Source organism: Streptomyces armeniacus, assembly GCF_003355155.1.
Lineage (GTDB): Bacteria > Actinomycetota > Actinomycetes > Streptomycetales > Streptomycetaceae > Streptomyces > Streptomyces armeniacus.
Map to the genome: position 1 here is coordinate 1,746,698 of NZ_CP031320.1, position 16,761 is coordinate 1,763,458.

The window sequence follows — 16,761 nt, forward strand, 5'->3', positions numbered from 1 at the left end:
GACCGCCATGCCAGAACCGCACCAGACGCCGACCGCATCCGGCCAGGACCCCCGGCACCACGCCCCGTTGCAGCGCCGCACCCTGCTGCGTGCCGCCGCTGCCGTACCCGCCGTGCTCGCCGCGGGCGGCGTCGTCGGCACCGCAGCGGCGCCCGCGCACGCGGCGCCCGGGGGCTTCCCCGACTACGCCTACCTGGACACGCTCCTCAGCCCCGGCGACCTGGACTACAACCCCACCGGCGAGATCATCTTCCCCTGCATACGCGGCGTGTACGACCGCCTCGACAACCCCCTCGGCCGCTACTACCTCTACTACGCCCCGCACGACGCGCCGGGCGGCATCTGCCTCGCCTACGGCGACTCGCTGGAGGGCCCGTTCACCGAGTACGAGGGCAACCCGCTGGTCAAGCGGGACTGGCAGCCGCACTACAGCGTCTCGCACGTCTCCTCTCCGCACGTGATGTGGCACGAGGGCGAGCGCGAGCTGTGGCTGTACTTCCACGGCGAGAACAACACGACGCGGCTGGCGCGTTCGAAGGACGGCATCCAGTTCACGTACGACAAGGTGGTGCTCACCACCGACGATCAGCCGGGCGCCACCGAGACCTCGTACGCCCGGGCGTTCAAGCACCGACTGCCCGCGCGCGGCGCCCACTACGTCATGACCTTCATGGTCAACCGCAACGGCCACCGCGACATCGGCTGGGGCTGGTCCGCGGACGGCCGTGACTGGACCTTCCCGGAGGAGCCGCTGGTCCGGCACTCCGACGTCGGCGCGGTCAACATCAGCGGTGGGCATCTGCTGCACCGCAACGGCAGCACCTACGTCGTGTACCACACGGACAAGGAGAGCGGCGGCAACATCCTCATCACCGAGCTGGGCAACGACTTCAGCAAGCGGAAGCACCTCGGCGTCTTCCACAAGCCGATGCAGGGCGCGCCGGACAACGGGCGGGCCGCGGCACCGACGTTCGGCACGGACCGGGGCAAGGAGTACATGATCTACGAGGCGGGGGACCGGCTCGGCGGCCGCATCGCGGTCGCGCGCGCCCGCGAGTAGGGGCGCGTTCGCTCAGGGCCGCGCGTGGCGCGCGGGGCGGCGCGTGGCGCGCGGGGCGCCGGCGCTCAGGAGGGCGTACGGCGCCGCCGCGCCCCGGACCGCACGCAGGCGTGCGTACGCGTACGCACACGTGCGGCCGGGGCGCGGCGGCGGGCCCGCGGGACCGGCGGCTCAGGCCAGCTTGGCGGACAGCGTGATCGAGGTGCCCGAAAGGGCCTGGCTCACCGGGCAGTTCGCCTTCGCGTCGGCCGCGGCGGACGCGAACGCGCCCTCGTCCAGGCCGGGGACCTCACCCTCCACCGTGAGGTGGATGCCGGTGATGCCCGTGCCGGGCTGGAACGTCACCTCGGCCTGCGTCGTGAGCCGCGTCGGCGGGGTCCCCGAACTGTTGAGTCCGTTGGACAGGGCCATGGAGAAGCAGCTGGAGTGTGCGGCGGCGATCAGCTCCTCGGGGCTGGTCTTCCCGTTCGGCTCGGCCGAGCGGGCGGGCCAGGACACGGCCTGGTCGCCGATGCCGGACGAGTCGAAGGAGACGGTGCCCGACCCCTCCATCAGATTCCCGCGCCATACCGTGTGCGCCGTACGTGTGGTGGCCATGCGGATCCCTCCTGCGTATGAACGGATTGCACCTCCGATCCTCCCGCTCCCGGCGCCGTCTCGCACGGCATGACGCGCCGCGAAGCGCGGGGACGGCGCTACGCGCCGGTACGCGGGGGAGCGCGCGCGTCGAGCGCGCCCCGTTCCGCGGGGAGCGCGCGCGGGCACGCGGCGGTCAGGCCGCCGGGGCGACCTGTTCAGAAGCCCCACATCCCGCCGATCCTGCGCGGTCATGTCAAGTCAAGTCTGTGCGGTCAAGAACAAGACATGACAGTGATTTCCGCTCCCGCGCCCGCCGCATCCGTCCCCGCCCCCACCCCGTACACCGTCTCGCTCGCCGTCGACGAGACCGAGGTACGCGCCGCCCAGCGGCTCCGCCACGACGTCTTCGCCCCCGAGATGGGCGCCCGGCTCACCACCACCGAACCCGGCCACGACATCGACGCGTTCGACGCGTACTGCGACCACCTCCTCGTCCGCGAACGCGCCACCGGCGAGGTCGTCGGCACGTACCGGCTGCTGCCGCCCGAACGCGCCCGGGTCGCCGGACGGCTCTACGCCGACAGCGAGTTCGACCTCAGCGCGCAGGCCGCGCTCCGCTCCGACCTGGTGGAGGTCGGCCGCTCGTGCGTGCACCCCGCGCACCGGGACGGCGCCGTCATCGCCCTCATGTGGGCGGGCATCGCCGCCTACCTCACCCGCAGCGGCCACAACTGGCTGGCCGGCTGCTGCTCCCTGCCCCTCGCCGACGGCGGCGCGTACGCGGCGGACGTCTGCCGGACGGTGACGCAGCGGCATCTCGCGCCGCCCGAGCACCGCGTGGCGCCCAGGCTGCCGTGGCACGCGCCGGAAACGCCTTCTGGTCCGGCCTCGGGCCCGGATACGTCCGGTGCGGGCGCGTCCGGTGCCGCTGCCGCGTCCGGTGCCGCGTCCGGTGGTGCTGCCCGCAACGCCCTCCCGCCGCTGCTCCGCGGCTACCTGCGGCTCGGCGCGAAGGTGTGCGGACCGCCCGCGTACGACCCGGACTTCCACGTCGCCGACCTGTACGTGCTGCTCTCCCTGCGCGACACCAACCCGCGCTATCTGCGGCACTTCCTCTCCCTCGTACCGGCGTGAGCGCCGTGTCCGCGAGCGTGTCCGCCGGAGTGCCCGCCGGGGTTCCCGCGGGCGTACAGGCCGACGCGCACGCCTGGATGCCTGCGGCCACCTGTACCACCCGGCGCTGCCTGCCCCGCTCCGCGCCCACCGTGGGGCGGCCGCGCCGGTACGCGCGCTGGGCCGCGCTGGTGTGCGTGCTGCTGCTCGGAGTCGCGCTGTGCCGTCTCGTACGCGGCGACCGCCCGATACGCGCCTGGTCGCGCGCCGTGGTCCGGGCCCTCGGCGTACGCGTGCGGATCAGTGGCGCCGTACCGGCCGAGGGCCCCGTGCTGGTGGTCGCCAACCACACGTCGTGGCTGGACGTACCGCTGCTCGCCGCCGTACGGCCGGGCCGCATGCTGGCCAAGAGCGAGGTCGCCGCGTACCCCGTGCTCGGGCGGCTCGCCCGGCGCGGGGGCACGCTGTTCATCGACCGGGCGCGGCTGCGCACGCTGCCGGACGCCGTCGCCCGTATCGCCGCCGCGCTGCGCGCGGGGTCGGCGGTCGTGGCGTTCCCGGAGGGCAGCACCTGGTGCGGGCGCCGGCACGGCGCGTTCCGGCGCGCCGTGTTCCAGGCGGCGTACGACGCCGGGGTGCCGGTGCAGCCGGTGGTGGTGCGCTACCGGCTGGTGCCGCGCGGACGGCGGGTGGCACCGGGTGCGCCGGACGCGGCCGCCGACCCGTACGGAGTCTCGTACGCGGACTCGCACACCGACTCGTACGGAGGCCGGTCGGCCGTCACCGGTCCGGCCGCCGTCACCGCCGTCACGGCCTTCGTCGGGGACGACACGCTGCTCGCCTCGTTGCGCCGAGTGGCCGCCGCGCGGGGGGTGTTGGCCGAGATCACCGTGCTGCCGCCGCTCGCGCCCGGCGCGTACGCCGACAGGCGCGCGCTCGCCGGGGCGGCGGCACGCGCGGTGGCGGCGGCCGGTAACCTCCCGGACTACGGCTCGTGCTCGGGGGATGAAGGTGAGGAACGCCGATGACGGCACTCGAAGACGGAGAAGTCGACGGCGCGGAGGCAGACCGGGACTCTGACGGGGGCGTACGGAGGGCAGGCGCGGCGGCGACCAGGGCCGCCGCGAAGCCGGGGGCGACGAAGCCGGCGGCCGTGCGTACGGCGGCGGAAGAGGCGGCCGGCAGACCCGACGCGGACCGCGACCGGGAATCCGAGCTGGACACGCACGCCGACCTGGACCCGGAGGCTGACCCGGACCCCGACGCGGACCCGGACGAGGCCGCCGACGCCGGCTACGACGGCGACCGGGACGCGGACCTGGACGACGACGAGGACGAGGACGCGTACGACGGCGAGGACGCCGGCGAACTCCAGCCGGAGCCGCGCCCCGGCATGACGCCCCGTCAGGCGCGCCGGATCCGCATGGTGACCTCCGGCGTCGTCATGGTCGTCGTCGGCGTGGTGCTCGTCGTACGGCTCGGCAACGCGCCCTCGCTGCTGACCGTCGGCCTCTACGGCATCGCGCTCATACTGTCCGGCACCGCCATCGTGCTCAGCCGCCGCGGCCGTACCCGGCTGGCGACGGCCGTACTCGGCATCGGTTTCCTGGCCGTCGTCCTGGCCGAGCAGATCGCCCCCGAAGGCAGCTGACGCGGCTGACGCCGGGGCCGCCATGGGCTAGGTTCCCTGTCCATGAGGGCCAAGGGGAACAAGCGGCGCACGGGGTTGGCGGGGCTGGGGACGGCGCGTACGGGCGCTCTGCGGCGAGTGGTGTCGGCCGGGCTCTGCGGCGCGGCGCTGGCCGCCGCGCTCGGCGCGGGCCAGGCGCAGGCGCAGGTGCAACAGGCGCGCGGGGAGCAAGGGGCGCGGGCGCAGGGGCCGCAGGCGCAGCGGGAGTTGGCGGCCGGGGGCCTGGGCGGCATCGGCTGGTCGCTCAAGGACAGCGGCACGGACGCGCGGTTCCGCGGCCTCGACGCGGTCAGCCGGTCGACGGCATGGGTGGCCGGCAGCGGCGGGACCGTCCTGCTGACCCGCGACGGCGGCCGGGACTGGCGGGACGTGTCGCCGCCCGGGGCGGGGGAGTTGGAGTTCCGCGACATCGAGGCGTTCGGCGCGCGCGGCGCCGTCGTCCTGGCCATCGGGCCGGGCGAGGAGTCGCGGGTGTTCCGTACGGACGACGCGGGCGCGTCCTGGACGGAGACCTTCCGCAACGACACGCCAGAAGCCTTCTTCAACTGCCTGACCTTCTTCGACCGCCGCCACGGGCTGGCGGTCAGCGATCCGGTGAACGGGAAGTTCCGCATCCTGTCGACCGACGACGGCGGCCGCCACTGGGACGTACTCCCGGACGACGGCATGCCGCCCGCGCAGAAGGGCGAGGCCAACTTCGCCGCCAGCGGGCAGTGCCTGGTCAGCAGCGGCAGCCGCGACGTGTGGATGGCGACGGGCGGCGCCGGCACGGCGCGCGTCCTGCACTCGGACGACCGCGGCCGGAACTGGACGGCCACCGACGCGCCGGTCCCGGCGGGCGCGCCGGAACGCGGCGTGTTCGGCCTCGCGTTCCGCGACACGCGGCACGGGCTGGCCGTCGGCGGCGACTTCCGCCCCGGCGAACAGTCCCCGCACGCCTCGGCGGTGACCCGCGACGCGGGCAGGAACTGGGCGGAGAGCACCCGCCCGGTCCCCGAGTACCGCTCGGGCGCCGCCTGGCTGCCCCACACCCGTAACGCCGCACTGGCCGTCGGCCCGACGGGCACCGACGTGACCCTCGACGGCGGGCGCAACTGGCGCACGGTGGACGCGGGTTCGTACGACACGGTGGACTGCGCGCCGGACTTCGGCTGCTGGGCCTCGGGCGAAAAGGGCCGCATCGCACGCCTCCAACTCAAGCCTTGATCCAGCCCGTCCGGCGTTTGAGGACGGCCCTCGGCCCGGGTGTTCCGGGTTGAGGGCCGTGTCTCTGGTGTGCCACCGGCATCCGTATCGGCCAGCGGCCGCGTGCCGCTCTACAACCCGTCGCGGATGCCGCCGGACCCTCCCCGCGATGGCTTCGCGCCGTCGCGGCGAGAAGGTTGGCGCGGCGGCATCCGAAGCCGCCGGTCGTGGCGGCGCCCGCCCGGAGGGCCTACGCGGCGTGCCCGCCGTCCACCGCTATCGACGCGCCCGTGATGTACGCCCCCGCGCCCCCCGCGAGGTGCGCCACCGTCGCGGCGATCTCGCCCGGTTCCGCGAAGCGTCCGAGCGCGGTGAAGCCGTGCTGGGCGGCCGAGTTGGGGCCGTCCGCCGGATTCATGTCCGTGTCGGTCGGGCCGGGCTGCACCACGTTCGAGGTGATGTCGCGCGGGCCGAGTTCGCGGGCGAGCGCCTTGGACAGGCCGGTCAGCGCGGCCTTGCTGGTCGCGTAGAGCGTGCCGCCGGGGAACGGGACGCGTTCCGTGATGCAGCTGCCGATGTGGACGATACGGCCGCCCTCCGCGAGGTGTTCCGAGGCGGCCTGCGCGGCGAGGTAGGCGCCGCGCACGTTGACGGCGAGCACCTGGTCGACGTCCTCCAGGGGCAGTTCGCCGATCGGCCCGAGGCGGCCGACGCCGGCGTTGTTGACCAGGATGTCGAGCCGTCCGAACGCACCGACCGTGTCCGCCACCGCGGCCCGTACGTCCGCCGCGTCCGCGAAGTCCGCGCGTACCGCGCGCGCCCGGCGCCCCGCCGCCTTGACGCGGGCCACGACCTGCTCGGCGCGCTCGCCGTCCTGCCGGTAGGTGAGGGCGACGTCGGCGCCGTCCTCGGCGAGCCGCAGTGCCACGGCCGCGCCGATGCCCCGGCTGCCGCCGGTCACGAGTGCCACCTTGCCGTCGAGCGGAGAAATCATCGTGTTCGTCCCTGTTCGTAGCGGGTTCTCTGACATGACCCGATCCTCGCTGGGCGTGTCGCGGAAGGCTGGCGCGTTTCGGACAGGGCGTTACGGCGCGTCCCCCCGCCCGGCGCGATGCCCGTACGCGCGGCCGTGGCCTTAATCGGATGCCCGTTCCCCACTGTCCGGTTAGCGTCGAGACGTGACGACCACCGTGGATTTCCGCACCCTGCCTGAGGCGCACCTGGACCGTGCCCTGGACCACGCCTATCTCGTCTTCCACGACGAGGCCGACGAGAAGCAGCGCAAGCAGCACCGGGACGCCCTGCTGCGCTGCGAGCGCGTCGGCGCGTACGAGGGCGAGCGGCTGGTCGGGCTGGCCGCCGCGTTCCCGTTCCGGCTGTCCGTGCCCGGGGGCGAACTGCCCGCCGCGGGCCTGTCGTTCGTGTCGGTCGCCCCGACACACCGCAGGCGCGGTGTGCTGACGGGGCTGCTCGACGAGATGTGGCGGCGCTGTGCGGCGAACGGGCAGCCGGTCTCCGTGCTCTGGGCGTCGCAGGACGCCATCTACGGCCGCTTCGGCTTCGGCACGGCGACCCGCGCGTACGCGGTGGAGATCGACTCCACCCGCCCGCTCGCCCTGCGTGTCGCGCCCGACGAGCGCCCGCTGAGGCTGGTCGACCCGGCGGACGCGCCCGCGGTGCTCGGCCCGCTGCACGCGGCGCGCCGTGCCGTACGGGCGGGCCGGATCGCCCGGGACGACACGTGGTGGAAGGACGAGGTGCTGCCGGAGAAGGACGAGGACGACGAGGAGCTGAGCCCGCCCCGCGTCGTGGTCCTCGGCGGCGGCACGGGCGACACGGAAGACACGGGCGCTGCCGAAATCACCGGCGGCACCGGCGGCGACCGCGTCCCGGCCGGTTACGCCGTGTACCGGACCCGGAGCGAGGGGCCCGGAGAGGGGCGGGCGGCCGGACTTGTCCGGGTGGACGAGCTCGAGGCCGACACGCCCGAGGCGGCCGCCGCGCTCTGGCGGTACCTCGCGTCGATCGACCTGACCGGCACCGTCCGCGCCGGCGACCGCCCGCTGGACGACCCGCTCCTGCTGATGGCCGCGGACCGGGACCAGGTCCGCGTCACCGAGGAGTGCCCGGCGCTGCGGCTGCGGCTGCTGGACCCGGAGGCCGCGTTCGCCGCGCGGTCCTGGGCGGCGCCGGTGGACGTGGTGCTGGAGGTCTCGGACACCGTGTTCCCGGGCGGGACGGGCCGCTTCCGGCTGACCGCGGGACCGGACGGCGGCGTGTCGTACCGCCCCGGGGACCCTGTCGACGCCGTGGGCCCCGCCGGCCCCGCCGGCCCCGAACGCCCCGCCGATCTCACCCTCGGCATCCGCGAGCTGGGCGCCTGTTATCTGGGCGGCGCCGAGCTGCGGCGGATGGTGCAGGCCGGACTGGTCACCGAGCACACCCCGAGCGCGGCGGCCCGGCTGGACGCCGCCCTGGCCACTGAGCAGCTGCCGCACACCCTGGACGGTTTCTGACGGGCGGGGCGGCGGCGGATACTGGAGCCATGGACACCCCTGTTGACGCGTACCTGCGCCGTATCGGTGCCGGCCGCCCGGCCGCCGCGGATCCGGCCGGGCTCCGTGAGCTGCACCGCAGGCATCTGATCGCCGTGCCCTTCGAGAACCTCTCGATCCATCTCGGCGAGGACATCGTGCTGGACGAGAAGCTCATCCTCGCCAAGATCGTGGACGCGCGGCGCGGCGGCTTCTGCTACGAGCTCAACGGCGCGTTCGGCGCCCTGCTGCGCGAACTCGGCTACGGCGTGTCGCTGTTGGCCGCGCGGCCGTACGAGGGGAAGCGGCCCACCGTCCCGTACAGCCACCTGGCGCTGCGCGTCGAGGCGGCGGACGGCTCGAGGTGGCTGGCCGACGTCGGCTTCGGCAAGCACAGCGAGTATCCGCTGAGCCTGGACGACAGCGGCGAACAGACGGACCCCGGCGGCGTGTTCCGGATCGTGCCCACCGAGGACGACGACCTGGACGTGCTGATGAACGGCAAGCTGGAGTACCGGCTGGAGCGCCGCCCGCGCGAGCTCGCCGACTTCGAGGTCGGCAGCTGGTACAACCGCACGTCGCCCCGCTCGCACTTCACCGGCTCCCTGGTGTGCTCCCGGCTGGCCGAGGACGGCGGGCGGCTCACCCTCAGCGGCCGCAACCTGGTGACGACGAGCGCCCAGGGGGCGCGTACGGAGCGGGAGTTGGCCGCGGACGAGGTGCTGGACACGTACCGTGACCTGTTCGGGCTGGAGCTGGACCGCGAGCCGCGTGTCGTGGACCGCTCGCCGCGCATGGTGGACGAGACGGACGTGGCCGGCGGGGCGGACGGCACGCCCGGGAACGCCGGCACATGAGCGGCAGCGCGCACACGTCGGACGCGCGTGGCGCGGCGTGGCCCGCGACTGAGGCCGAAGCGCGGGCGGTACAGGAGCAGTTGCGCCCGCGTGTCGAACTCGCCGACCGGGCCCCCGCGCCCGGCACGCCGGGCACGGTACTCGCCGGGGTCGACGTCGCCTACGACGACACGCACGACGTGGTGGCCGCCGCGGCCGTCGCACTGGACGGCGGTACGCACGAGGTCGTCGCACGGGCCACCGCGTACGCCCGCGTGCCCTTCCCGTACGTGCCCGGCCTGCTCGCCTTCCGTGAACTGCCCGCCGTGCTGGACGCGTTGGAACGCCTCGGGCGCGTCCCCGACCTGGTGGTGTGCGACGGCTACGGGCTCGCGCACCCGCGCCGCTTCGGCCTCGCCAGCCATCTGGGCGTGCTGACGGGCCTGGCGACCGTCGGCGTGGCGAAGACGCCGTTCGTCTTCCGGCACGGGCCGGTCGGCGCGGCGCGCGGCGACAGCGCGCCGCTGCTGGACGGCACCGAGGAGGTCGGGCGCGCGCTGCGCACGCGGGAGGGCGTACGGCCGGTGTTCGTGTCCGTCGGGCACCGCGTCAGCCTCGACTCCGCCTGCGCGCACACGCTGTCGCTGGCGCGCCGCTACCGGCTGCCGGAGACCACGCGGCGCGCCGACGCGCTGTGCCGGGAGGCACTGCGGGAGGCCGCGACCCGGCAGACCGGCGAGAGCAGGTCACCCGGCGAAGAGGGACGCGCCGCGGCCACCGGCAGACCCTAGGGGCGTACGCCCGTGCCGTCCGCCGCCGGTTCCAGCCCCAGCGCCCGCATGCCCGGCGCGCAGCGTTCCCGCAGCTCGGCCAGCTCCGCCCGCGGCAGCCGCAGCGCGGCGCCGCGCCGGGCGCCGTCGAGGAGCGCCGCGCCGCGCTCCAGCCACACCGGGTACGGCTCCACCCCGGCGAACACCGCCAGCCGGGCCAGCTCCTCGCGCGGCGTGTCGAGTAGGCCCTCGTACGACAGTCCGGCGCGCCGGTCCGGCGGCAGGCCGTCGAGGGACTTCTCGCCCTCCGTGACCAGTTCGGACCAGAGGGCGCCGAAGTCGGTGACGGGCATGGGCCGTTCGAGGAGCAGCGCCGGGTCGAAGCGTTCGCCGAGTACCTCGCTCAGGTCGTGCGGCAGCGTGCTCACGAGGTCAGGTGTCAGCTCCGTGAGCGCGCTGACGCCGGTGCGCCGGAAGATCTCGCGGAGCACCGCGATCGAGCGGTAGCCGATGTGGCGGCTCATCGACACGGCGCAGTCCGGGCCGTCCCGGAAGAGGTGCACGAACCGCGCGTGCGGGAACACCCGGCGCAGCTTCGGCACCGCCTGCAGCGAGTACCCGGAGCGCTCGACCACGGCGTGTCCGCCCCCGAAGCGCGCGCTGAGCAGGCCGAACAGCGCCTCGTACTGCTGCCCGGCGGGCCGCCGCGGCAGCCCGCGGACCGCCGGCTCCAGCGCGTCGAGCGCCGCGTCCACCTCGGCCGGGTCGACGCGCGCCGCGTCCGCCCCCGCCGCTTCCGCGTCTTCCGTGTTGCCGCCGTCCGTGTCCGTCTCCCGCGCGTTCCCGGCCACCAGATGCGGCAGCACCATCAGGCAGAGCGCGGGGATGCCGGTGGTGTCCGCGGAGTAACGGCCGCCGTCCAGACGGTTGTAGAGGAACTCGGGGAGCGGGACGCCGCTGCGGGTGAGCCCGTCGAAGAACCGGTTGGGCCCGGCCAGCACCTGCCAGAACTCCTCGCCGGACACGGGCTCGCCGGGCAGCGCGCTCTCGCCGAGCGAGGCGAACATCTCGTTCAGGCTCAGCACGTCGGGATGCAGGTTGAGGATGCGGGACAGCGCGGTCGAGCCGCTGCGTCCGGTACCGACGACAAAGGTCAGGGGCCGCACGTCCACGCACTCACTCCACTCGCCGCTCGCCACTTGCCGTCCACCGCTCGGCGCCCGCCACCGGTGTGCGGCGGGCGCGTACGGTTCGTTCGCCAGCGGTGACCGTACCCGACCCGGCCATGCGGCTGTTGCGTGGCACGTACGGGCGCGAAATCAAGCCCGTCCGGCGCTTGAGGACGGACGGGGGACCGGCCACTACCGGTGCCGGGTCGCCGTGCCTGGCCCGGCGCACGTAGGCCGTGGCCGGGGCTGTCCTCAAACGCCGGGCGGGCTGGGGGCGGTCTCCGCATACGGCCGCGCGCGACCGTACGGGCGCCCGTACGCTGGCAGCGTGACGACGCAGCAGGACCCTCCACCGCCGCCGGAGGCGGCGCTGCGGGCCCGCGCACGGGCCCGCGCGTTCGCGCTGCGCCTGCCGGGCGCGGTCGAGGAGTTCCCCTGGGGCGACGACGCCGTGGCCAAGGTGCACAAGAAGATCTTCGTGTTCCTCGGCACCGACGACGGCAGCTACCCGGTCGGGATCACCGTCAAGCTGAAGAACCCCGAGGCGCACGAGCACGCGATGTCCTTCCCCGGAGCCACCCCGGCCGGGTACGGGCTCGGCAGGTCGGGCTGGGTCTCCCTGCCGCTGGAGCGGGACGGCGCGCCGGACGCCGAGCTGCTCTGCGACTGGGTGGAGGAGAGCTACCGCGTCGTGGCCCCGAAGCGGCTGGTCGCGGAGCTCGACGAGCGTCCGGGCGGGGGTCCGGGCGCGGCGGACCGGGGGCCGGAATGAGCGGCGCGCCCGACCCGGAGCAGGAGCACGCGGTGGACGCTGTGGACGCGGTGGACGCGGACGAGGTGAGTCGCCGGCTCGCGGCGGAGTCCGCGGTGGACGGCGCCTCGCCCACCGGCTGGTTCGAGCGGTTGTACGCCGCGGCGGCGCACGGCGAGGCCGAGGTCCCGTGGGACCGGGGGGCGCCGCACGCGCTGCTCACGGAATGGGCGCGCCGCCGTGCCGCGGGCGGCGCGGCCGACCGCACGCCGGCCGCCCCCGAGTCGGGCCGGGAGCCCCGCGCCCTCGTCATCGGCGCCGGGCTCGGTGACGACGCCGAGTTCATCGCCGGGCTCGGCTACGACACCGTCGCCTTCGACGTGGCACCCACCGCCGTACGGGAGGCGGAGCGCCGTTTCCCGGACTCGGCGGTGCACTACCGTACGGCCGACCTGCTGGACCCGCCGCCCGAGTGGCACCGTGCGTTCCCGTTCGTGTTCGAGAGCCAGACGGTGCAGGCGCTGCCCGTGGCGTACCGGCGGCAGGCCGTCGCGCGCGTACGGGACCTGGTCGCGCCGGGCGGGACACTGCTGGTCATCGCGTTCGCGGGGGAGCCGGGGGACGAGCCGGACGAGGGGCCGCCGTGGCCGCTCACGCGCGCCGACATCGACGCGTTCGCGGCGGACGGGCTGCGTGCGGTGCGCGTCGAGGAGGTCCGCGATCCGGAACAGCCCGAAGTGCGGCGCTGGCGGGCGGAGTTCAGCCGCGCAGGCGTGGACGGCGCGGACGGCGCCGCCCGCGGCTGACGTACGTCCGCACCGCGCCGTACGCCCGACGTCCCGGGTACGCCCGCGCCTCACGTACGTGCGGCAAACGCCCACGGACTGGATGTGGGGCGCACCGCGCCGGTCTTCCCGCCGCGGCGGGCTGAGATCCGTCCTCAATCGCCGGACGGGCTGGATGTGGCGTGCCCCGCGCCAATCTTCCCGCCGCGACGGCGCGAAGCCACCGCGGCGAGGGTCCGGCGGAATCCACGACGGGCTGTAGACCAGCACCACGCCGTTGGGCCGACACGACGACACGAAAGCCATCGAGCCGGTGACCATGGCGGGCGGGCGCGACATGTAAAACCGCGCCGGTCCTGGCCGAGTCCGTTCGCACCGATGTTCCGTGGGGCTTGTGGAACGTGGAACACGTTCTTAGCATCACTGGTGTTACATCATTTGTGTCATACGGCTGGGGCTCTCCATGACAGCGGAACACCCGCGCCCGCACCGCACGCGCGGACACGGCACGGCGTCGGCAGCACACGGCCCGCTCGGCGGCGTCCGGGTGGTGGAACTCGCCGGGATCGGCCCCGGGCCGTACGCCGCGATGGTCCTCGCCGATCTCGGCGCCGACGTCGTACGCGTCGACCGGCCCGGCGGTCCCGGCCTCGGCATCGACCCGGAGTGCGACGTCACCAACCGCAACAAGCGTTCCATCGTCCTCGACCTCAAGTCCGCGGACGGCGCCGCCACCGTGCTGGACCTCGTCGAGCGCGCGGACGTGCTGCTGGAGGGGTACCGGCCCGGCGTCGCCGAGCGGCTCGGCGTCGGCCCGGACGAGTGCCTGGCCCGCAACCCGCGGCTCGTCTACGGGCGGATGACCGGCTGGGGCCAGGACGGCCCGCTCGCCGCGCGCGCCGGGCACGACATCGGCTACATCGCGGTGACCGGCGCCCTCGGCCTCGCCGGACCGGCCGACGGGCCGCCGTACGCGCCCGCCAACCTGCTCGGCGACTACGCGGGCGGCTCGCTCTACCTCGTGATCGGCGTGCTCGCCGCGCTGCACCACGCCCGTGCCGAGGGCGGCGCCGGGCAGGTCGTGGACGCGGCGATCGTGGACGGCACGAGCCATCTGTCCGCGATGATCCACGGCATGCTCGCGGCCGGAGTCTGGCAGGACCGGCGCGAGGCCAACCTGCTGGACGGCGGCAGCCCGTTCTACGGCACGTACGAGACGAGCGACGGCGGGCACATGGCCGTCGGGGCGCTGGAGCCGCGGTTCTACGCCGAGTTCGTGCGGCTGCTCGGGCTGGGGGACGACGGGGCCGCGCCGCCGCCCCGCGAGGACCCGGGCCGCTGGGACGAGCTGCGGGCGGCGATCGCGGCCCGCTTCCGCACCCGTACGCGCGACGAGTGGGCGCGGGTCTTCGCGGACTCGGACGCGTGCGTGGCGCCTGTACTCTCGCTGCGCGAGGCGCCGGAGCACCCCCAACTCGCCGCCCGCGGCACCTTCGTGGAGCACGACGGCATCACGCAGCCCGCGCCCGCCCCGCGCTTCTCGGCCACACCCGGCGCCGTGCGGTCGGGGCCCGCCCGGCCCGGGGCGCACACGGCGGAGGTCGCGCGGGACTGGCACCTTCCCGGGCTCGTGCACACCGCGGTCCGTGCCGCCGAACAGGCCGCGCAGTCACCACAGACCGACCAGAGCGACCAGAGCGCACAGACCTCCCAGACCGCGCAGTCGCCGGCCCGCCGCGCCAAAGCGCCCGTTCCCGAGAAGGAAGCCGACTGACATGAAGCGCCACATCTTCACCGGGGACCACGACGCCTTCCGCGAGACCGTGCGCACCTTCCTCGCCAAGGAGGTCGAGCCGCACCACGAGCAGTGGGAGAAGGACGGCATCGTCTCCCGCGCCGCGTGGCTGGCCGCGGGCCGCCAGGGGCTGCTGGGGCTGGCGGTGCCCGAGGAGTACGGCGGTGGGGGAGAGCCCGACTTCCGCTACGCCGCCGTCCTCGCCGAGGAGTTCGCCCGCGCGGGCGCGTCCGGGCTGGCGATCGGGCTGCACAACGACATCATCGGGCCGTATCTCACCGGGCTCGCCACCGACGAGCAGAAGCGGCGCTGGCTGCCCGGCTTCTGCTCGGGCGAGACCATCACCGCCATCGCCATGACCGAGCCCGGCGCGGGCTCCGACCTCCAGGGCATCCGTACGAGCGCCGAGGACCGGGGCGACCACTGGGTGCTGAACGGGTCCAAGACGTTCATCTCCAACGGCATCCTCGCCGACCTGGTGGTCGTTGTCGCCAAGACCACCCCCGAGGGCGGCTCCAAGGGCCTGAGCCTGCTGGTCGTCGAGCGCGGCATGGAGGGCTTCGAGCGCGGCCGCAACCTCGACAAGATCGGGCAGAAGTCGCAGGACACGGCGGAGCTGTTCTTCAACGACGTGCGCGTGCCCAAGGAGAACTTGCTCGGCGAGCTCAACGGCGCCTTCGTGCACCTGATGACGAACCTCGCCCAGGAGCGCATGGCCATCGCCGTGGCCGGCATCGCGTCCGCCGAGCATCTGCTGGAGATCACCACGGAGTACGTGAAGGAGCGCGAGGCGTTCGGGCGGCCGCTGGCCAGGCTCCAGCACATCCGGTTCGAGATCGCGGAGATGGCCACCGAGTGCGCCGTCACCCGTACCTTCCTGGACCGCTGCATCACCGACCACGCGAACGGCGAACTCGACGCCGTGCACGCCTCGATGGCCAAGTGGTGGGCCACCGAGCTGCAGAAGCGCGTCGCGGACAGGTGCCTGCAACTGCACGGCGGTTACGGGTACATGAACGAGTACGCCGTCGCCCGCGCCTACACCGACGGCCGCATACAGACGATCTACGGCGGCACCACCGAGATCATGAAGGAGATCATCGGCCGCTCGCTGCTCGGCTGACGCCTCGGCTGCGGCTGCCCCGACGGCCCCCGCCCGTACGGCCGCCACGCCACCCACCAAGCCCCTGAAGCCCGTTTCCCCGAAAGGCTGCTGAACGTGACCACGGAAGCGTACGTGTACGACGCCATCCGCACCCCGCGCGGGCGCGGCAAGCCCGACGGTGCCCTGCACGGCACCAAGCCCGTCGACCTCGTCGTCGGGCTGATCCACGAGCTGCGCCGGCGGCACCCTGGCCTGGACCCGGCCGCCATCGACGACGTCGTGCTGGGCGTCGTCGGACCGATCGGGGACCAGGGCTCCGACATCGCGAAGATCGCCGCCATCGCGGCGGGCCTCCCGGACACCGTGGCGGGCGTGCAGGAGAACCGCTTCTGCGCCTCGGGCCTGGAGGCCGTCAACCTGGCCGCCGCGAAGGTCCGTTCCGGCTGGGAGGACCTGATCCTGGCCGGCGGCGTCGAGTCGATGTCGCGGGTGAAGCTGGGCAGCGACGGCGGCGCCTGGTTCAACGACCCGATGACCAGCTTCGACACCGGCTTCGTGCCGCAGGGCATCGGCGCCGACCTGATCGCCACGATCGAGGGCTTCAGCCGCCGCGACGTGGACGAGTTCGCGGCCGTGTCCCAGGAGCGGGCCGCCGCGGCCTGGAAGGACGGCCGCTTCGACCGCTCCGTCGTGCCGGTCACCGACCGCAGCGGGCTCACCGTGCTGGACCGCGACGAGCACATCCGTCCGGGCACCACCGCCGACTCGCTGGCCAAGCTCAAGCCGTCCTTCGCGGACATCGGCGAACTGGGCGGCTTCGACGCGGTGGCGCTGCAGAAGTACCACTGGGTGGAGGAGATCGACCACGTGCACCACGCGGGCAACTCGTCCGGCATCGTGGACGGTTCGGCGCTGGTCGCGATCGGCAGCGAGGAGGTCGGCACCCGCTACGGGCTGCGGCCCCGCGCCCGTATCGTCTCCGCCGCCGTCTCCGGCGCCGACCCCACCATCATGCTCACCGGCCCGGCGCCCGCCACGCGCAAGGCGCTCGCCAAGGCCGGGCTGACCATCGACGACATGGACCTGGTGGAGATCAACGAGGCGTTCGCGGCCGTCGTGCTCCGTTTCGTACGGGACATGGGCCTGCCGCTGGAGAAGGTCAACGTCAACGGCGGCGCCATCGCCATGGGCCACCCGCTGGGCGCCACCGGGGCGATGATCCTCGGCACGCTCGTCGACGAACTGGAGCGCCGCGACCAGCGGTACGGCCTGGCCACGCTGTGCGTCGGCGGCGGCATGGGCATCGCGACCGTCGTCGAACGGCTCTGAACGCCCGCCCCACGCAACGGCATTCCGCCCGGCACGTACACCGCTGCCCGGCACGTACAC

General features: G+C 74.3%; 16 protein-coding genes. 13 read left to right on the plus strand and 3 right to left on the minus strand.

Annotation, left to right across the window (positions count from 1 at the left end; genetic code table 11):
- Positions 1-7: 7 nt before the first annotated feature.
- Positions 8-1,060, plus strand: a complete 1,053-nt coding sequence (locus tag DVA86_RS07710; protein WP_208876849.1) for a glycoside hydrolase family protein — start codon at positions 8-10, stop codon at positions 1,058-1,060.
- A 171-nt stretch (positions 1,061-1,231) separates the two neighbouring features.
- Here DVA86_RS07710 and DVA86_RS07715 read toward each other — a convergent pair whose 3' ends face one another.
- Positions 1,232-1,657, minus strand: a complete 426-nt coding sequence (locus DVA86_RS07715) for an OsmC family peroxiredoxin (RefSeq protein ID WP_208876850.1) — start codon at positions 1,655-1,657, stop codon at positions 1,232-1,234.
- Between the two features lie 267 nt (positions 1,658-1,924).
- On the opposite strand from DVA86_RS07715, the gene DVA86_RS07720 reads away from it, so the two are divergent.
- The 4 genes from DVA86_RS07720 to DVA86_RS07735 are packed head-to-tail and all read left to right on the plus strand — an operon-like array spanning position 1,925 to position 5,648.
- Positions 1,925-2,773, plus strand: coding sequence for a GNAT family N-acetyltransferase (locus tag DVA86_RS07720; RefSeq protein ID WP_208876852.1), 849 nt, complete (start codon positions 1,925-1,927; stop codon positions 2,771-2,773).
- Positions 2,770-3,780 (plus strand): lysophospholipid acyltransferase family protein, encoded by a 1,011-nt coding sequence (locus DVA86_RS35220; RefSeq protein ID WP_245996386.1) that lies wholly within the window; start codon positions 2,770-2,772, stop codon positions 3,778-3,780. Before DVA86_RS07720 ends, DVA86_RS35220 begins: the two co-directional genes overlap by 4 nt.
- The gene (locus DVA86_RS07730; protein WP_245996387.1) at positions 3,777-4,403 is read left to right on the plus strand and encodes a hypothetical protein; all 627 of its coding nucleotides are present in this window, start codon (positions 3,777-3,779) and stop codon (positions 4,401-4,403) included. The genes DVA86_RS35220 and DVA86_RS07730 overlap by 4 nt, the downstream gene beginning before the upstream one ends.
- Positions 4,404-4,445: 42 nt before the next feature.
- On the plus strand, positions 4,446-5,648 hold the full coding sequence (locus tag DVA86_RS07735; protein WP_245996388.1) for a WD40/YVTN/BNR-like repeat-containing protein: 1,203 nt from the start codon (positions 4,446-4,448) through the stop codon (positions 5,646-5,648).
- Positions 5,649-5,877: 229 nt separating this feature from the next.
- Here DVA86_RS07735 and DVA86_RS07740 read toward each other — a convergent pair whose 3' ends face one another.
- Complete coding sequence (locus DVA86_RS07740) at positions 5,878-6,621, minus strand: SDR family oxidoreductase (protein ID WP_208876853.1); 744 nt, start codon at positions 6,619-6,621, stop codon at positions 5,878-5,880.
- Between the two features lie 184 nt (positions 6,622-6,805).
- On the opposite strand from DVA86_RS07740, the gene DVA86_RS07745 reads away from it, so the two are divergent.
- From DVA86_RS07745 to DVA86_RS07755, 3 genes are read left to right on the plus strand one after another with little or no spacing between them, the layout of a single operon-like run.
- Positions 6,806-8,143 (plus strand): GNAT family N-acetyltransferase, encoded by a 1,338-nt coding sequence (locus DVA86_RS07745; protein ID WP_245996389.1) that lies wholly within the window; start codon positions 6,806-6,808, stop codon positions 8,141-8,143.
- Positions 8,144-8,172: 29 nt separating this feature from the next.
- Complete coding sequence (locus DVA86_RS07750) at positions 8,173-9,018, plus strand: arylamine N-acetyltransferase family protein (protein WP_208876855.1); 846 nt, start codon at positions 8,173-8,175, stop codon at positions 9,016-9,018.
- Positions 9,015-9,788, plus strand: a complete 774-nt coding sequence (locus DVA86_RS07755) for an endonuclease V (RefSeq protein WP_208876856.1) — start codon at positions 9,015-9,017, stop codon at positions 9,786-9,788. The genes DVA86_RS07750 and DVA86_RS07755 overlap by 4 nt, the downstream gene beginning before the upstream one ends.
- Here DVA86_RS07755 and DVA86_RS07760 read toward each other — a convergent pair.
- Positions 9,785-10,939 (minus strand): sulfotransferase, encoded by a 1,155-nt coding sequence (locus tag DVA86_RS07760; protein WP_245996394.1) that lies wholly within the window; start codon positions 10,937-10,939, stop codon positions 9,785-9,787. The two genes, DVA86_RS07755 and DVA86_RS07760, sit on opposite strands and share 4 nt — an antisense overlap.
- 367 nt (positions 10,940-11,306) lie before the next feature.
- Here DVA86_RS07760 and DVA86_RS35225 point away from each other — a divergent pair, with 367 nt between their 5' ends.
- The 5 genes from DVA86_RS35225 (at position 11,307) to DVA86_RS07785 (ending at position 16,701) form a co-directional block, all read left to right on the plus strand.
- A complete protein-coding gene (locus tag DVA86_RS35225) occupies positions 11,307-11,708 on the plus strand; it encodes an MmcQ/YjbR family DNA-binding protein (RefSeq protein ID WP_245997555.1) in 402 nt (133 codons plus the stop codon).
- Positions 11,705-12,493: a class I SAM-dependent methyltransferase gene (locus DVA86_RS07770; protein WP_208876859.1), complete on the plus strand. Its 789-nt coding sequence runs from the start codon at positions 11,705-11,707 to the stop codon at positions 12,491-12,493. Before DVA86_RS35225 ends, DVA86_RS07770 begins: the two co-directional genes overlap by 4 nt.
- 442 nt (positions 12,494-12,935) lie before the next feature.
- Complete coding sequence (locus DVA86_RS07775) at positions 12,936-14,246, plus strand: CaiB/BaiF CoA transferase family protein (protein ID WP_208876861.1); 1,311 nt, start codon at positions 12,936-12,938, stop codon at positions 14,244-14,246.
- 1 nt (position 14,247) lies between these two features.
- Positions 14,248-15,390, plus strand: coding sequence for an acyl-CoA dehydrogenase family protein (locus tag DVA86_RS07780; RefSeq protein WP_208876862.1), 1,143 nt, complete (start codon positions 14,248-14,250; stop codon positions 15,388-15,390).
- A gap of 96 nt (positions 15,391-15,486) precedes the next feature.
- The gene (locus DVA86_RS07785; RefSeq protein ID WP_208876863.1) at positions 15,487-16,701 is read left to right on the plus strand and encodes an acetyl-CoA C-acetyltransferase; all 1,215 of its coding nucleotides are present in this window, start codon (positions 15,487-15,489) and stop codon (positions 16,699-16,701) included.
- The last annotated feature ends 60 nt before the right edge of the window (positions 16,702-16,761 follow it).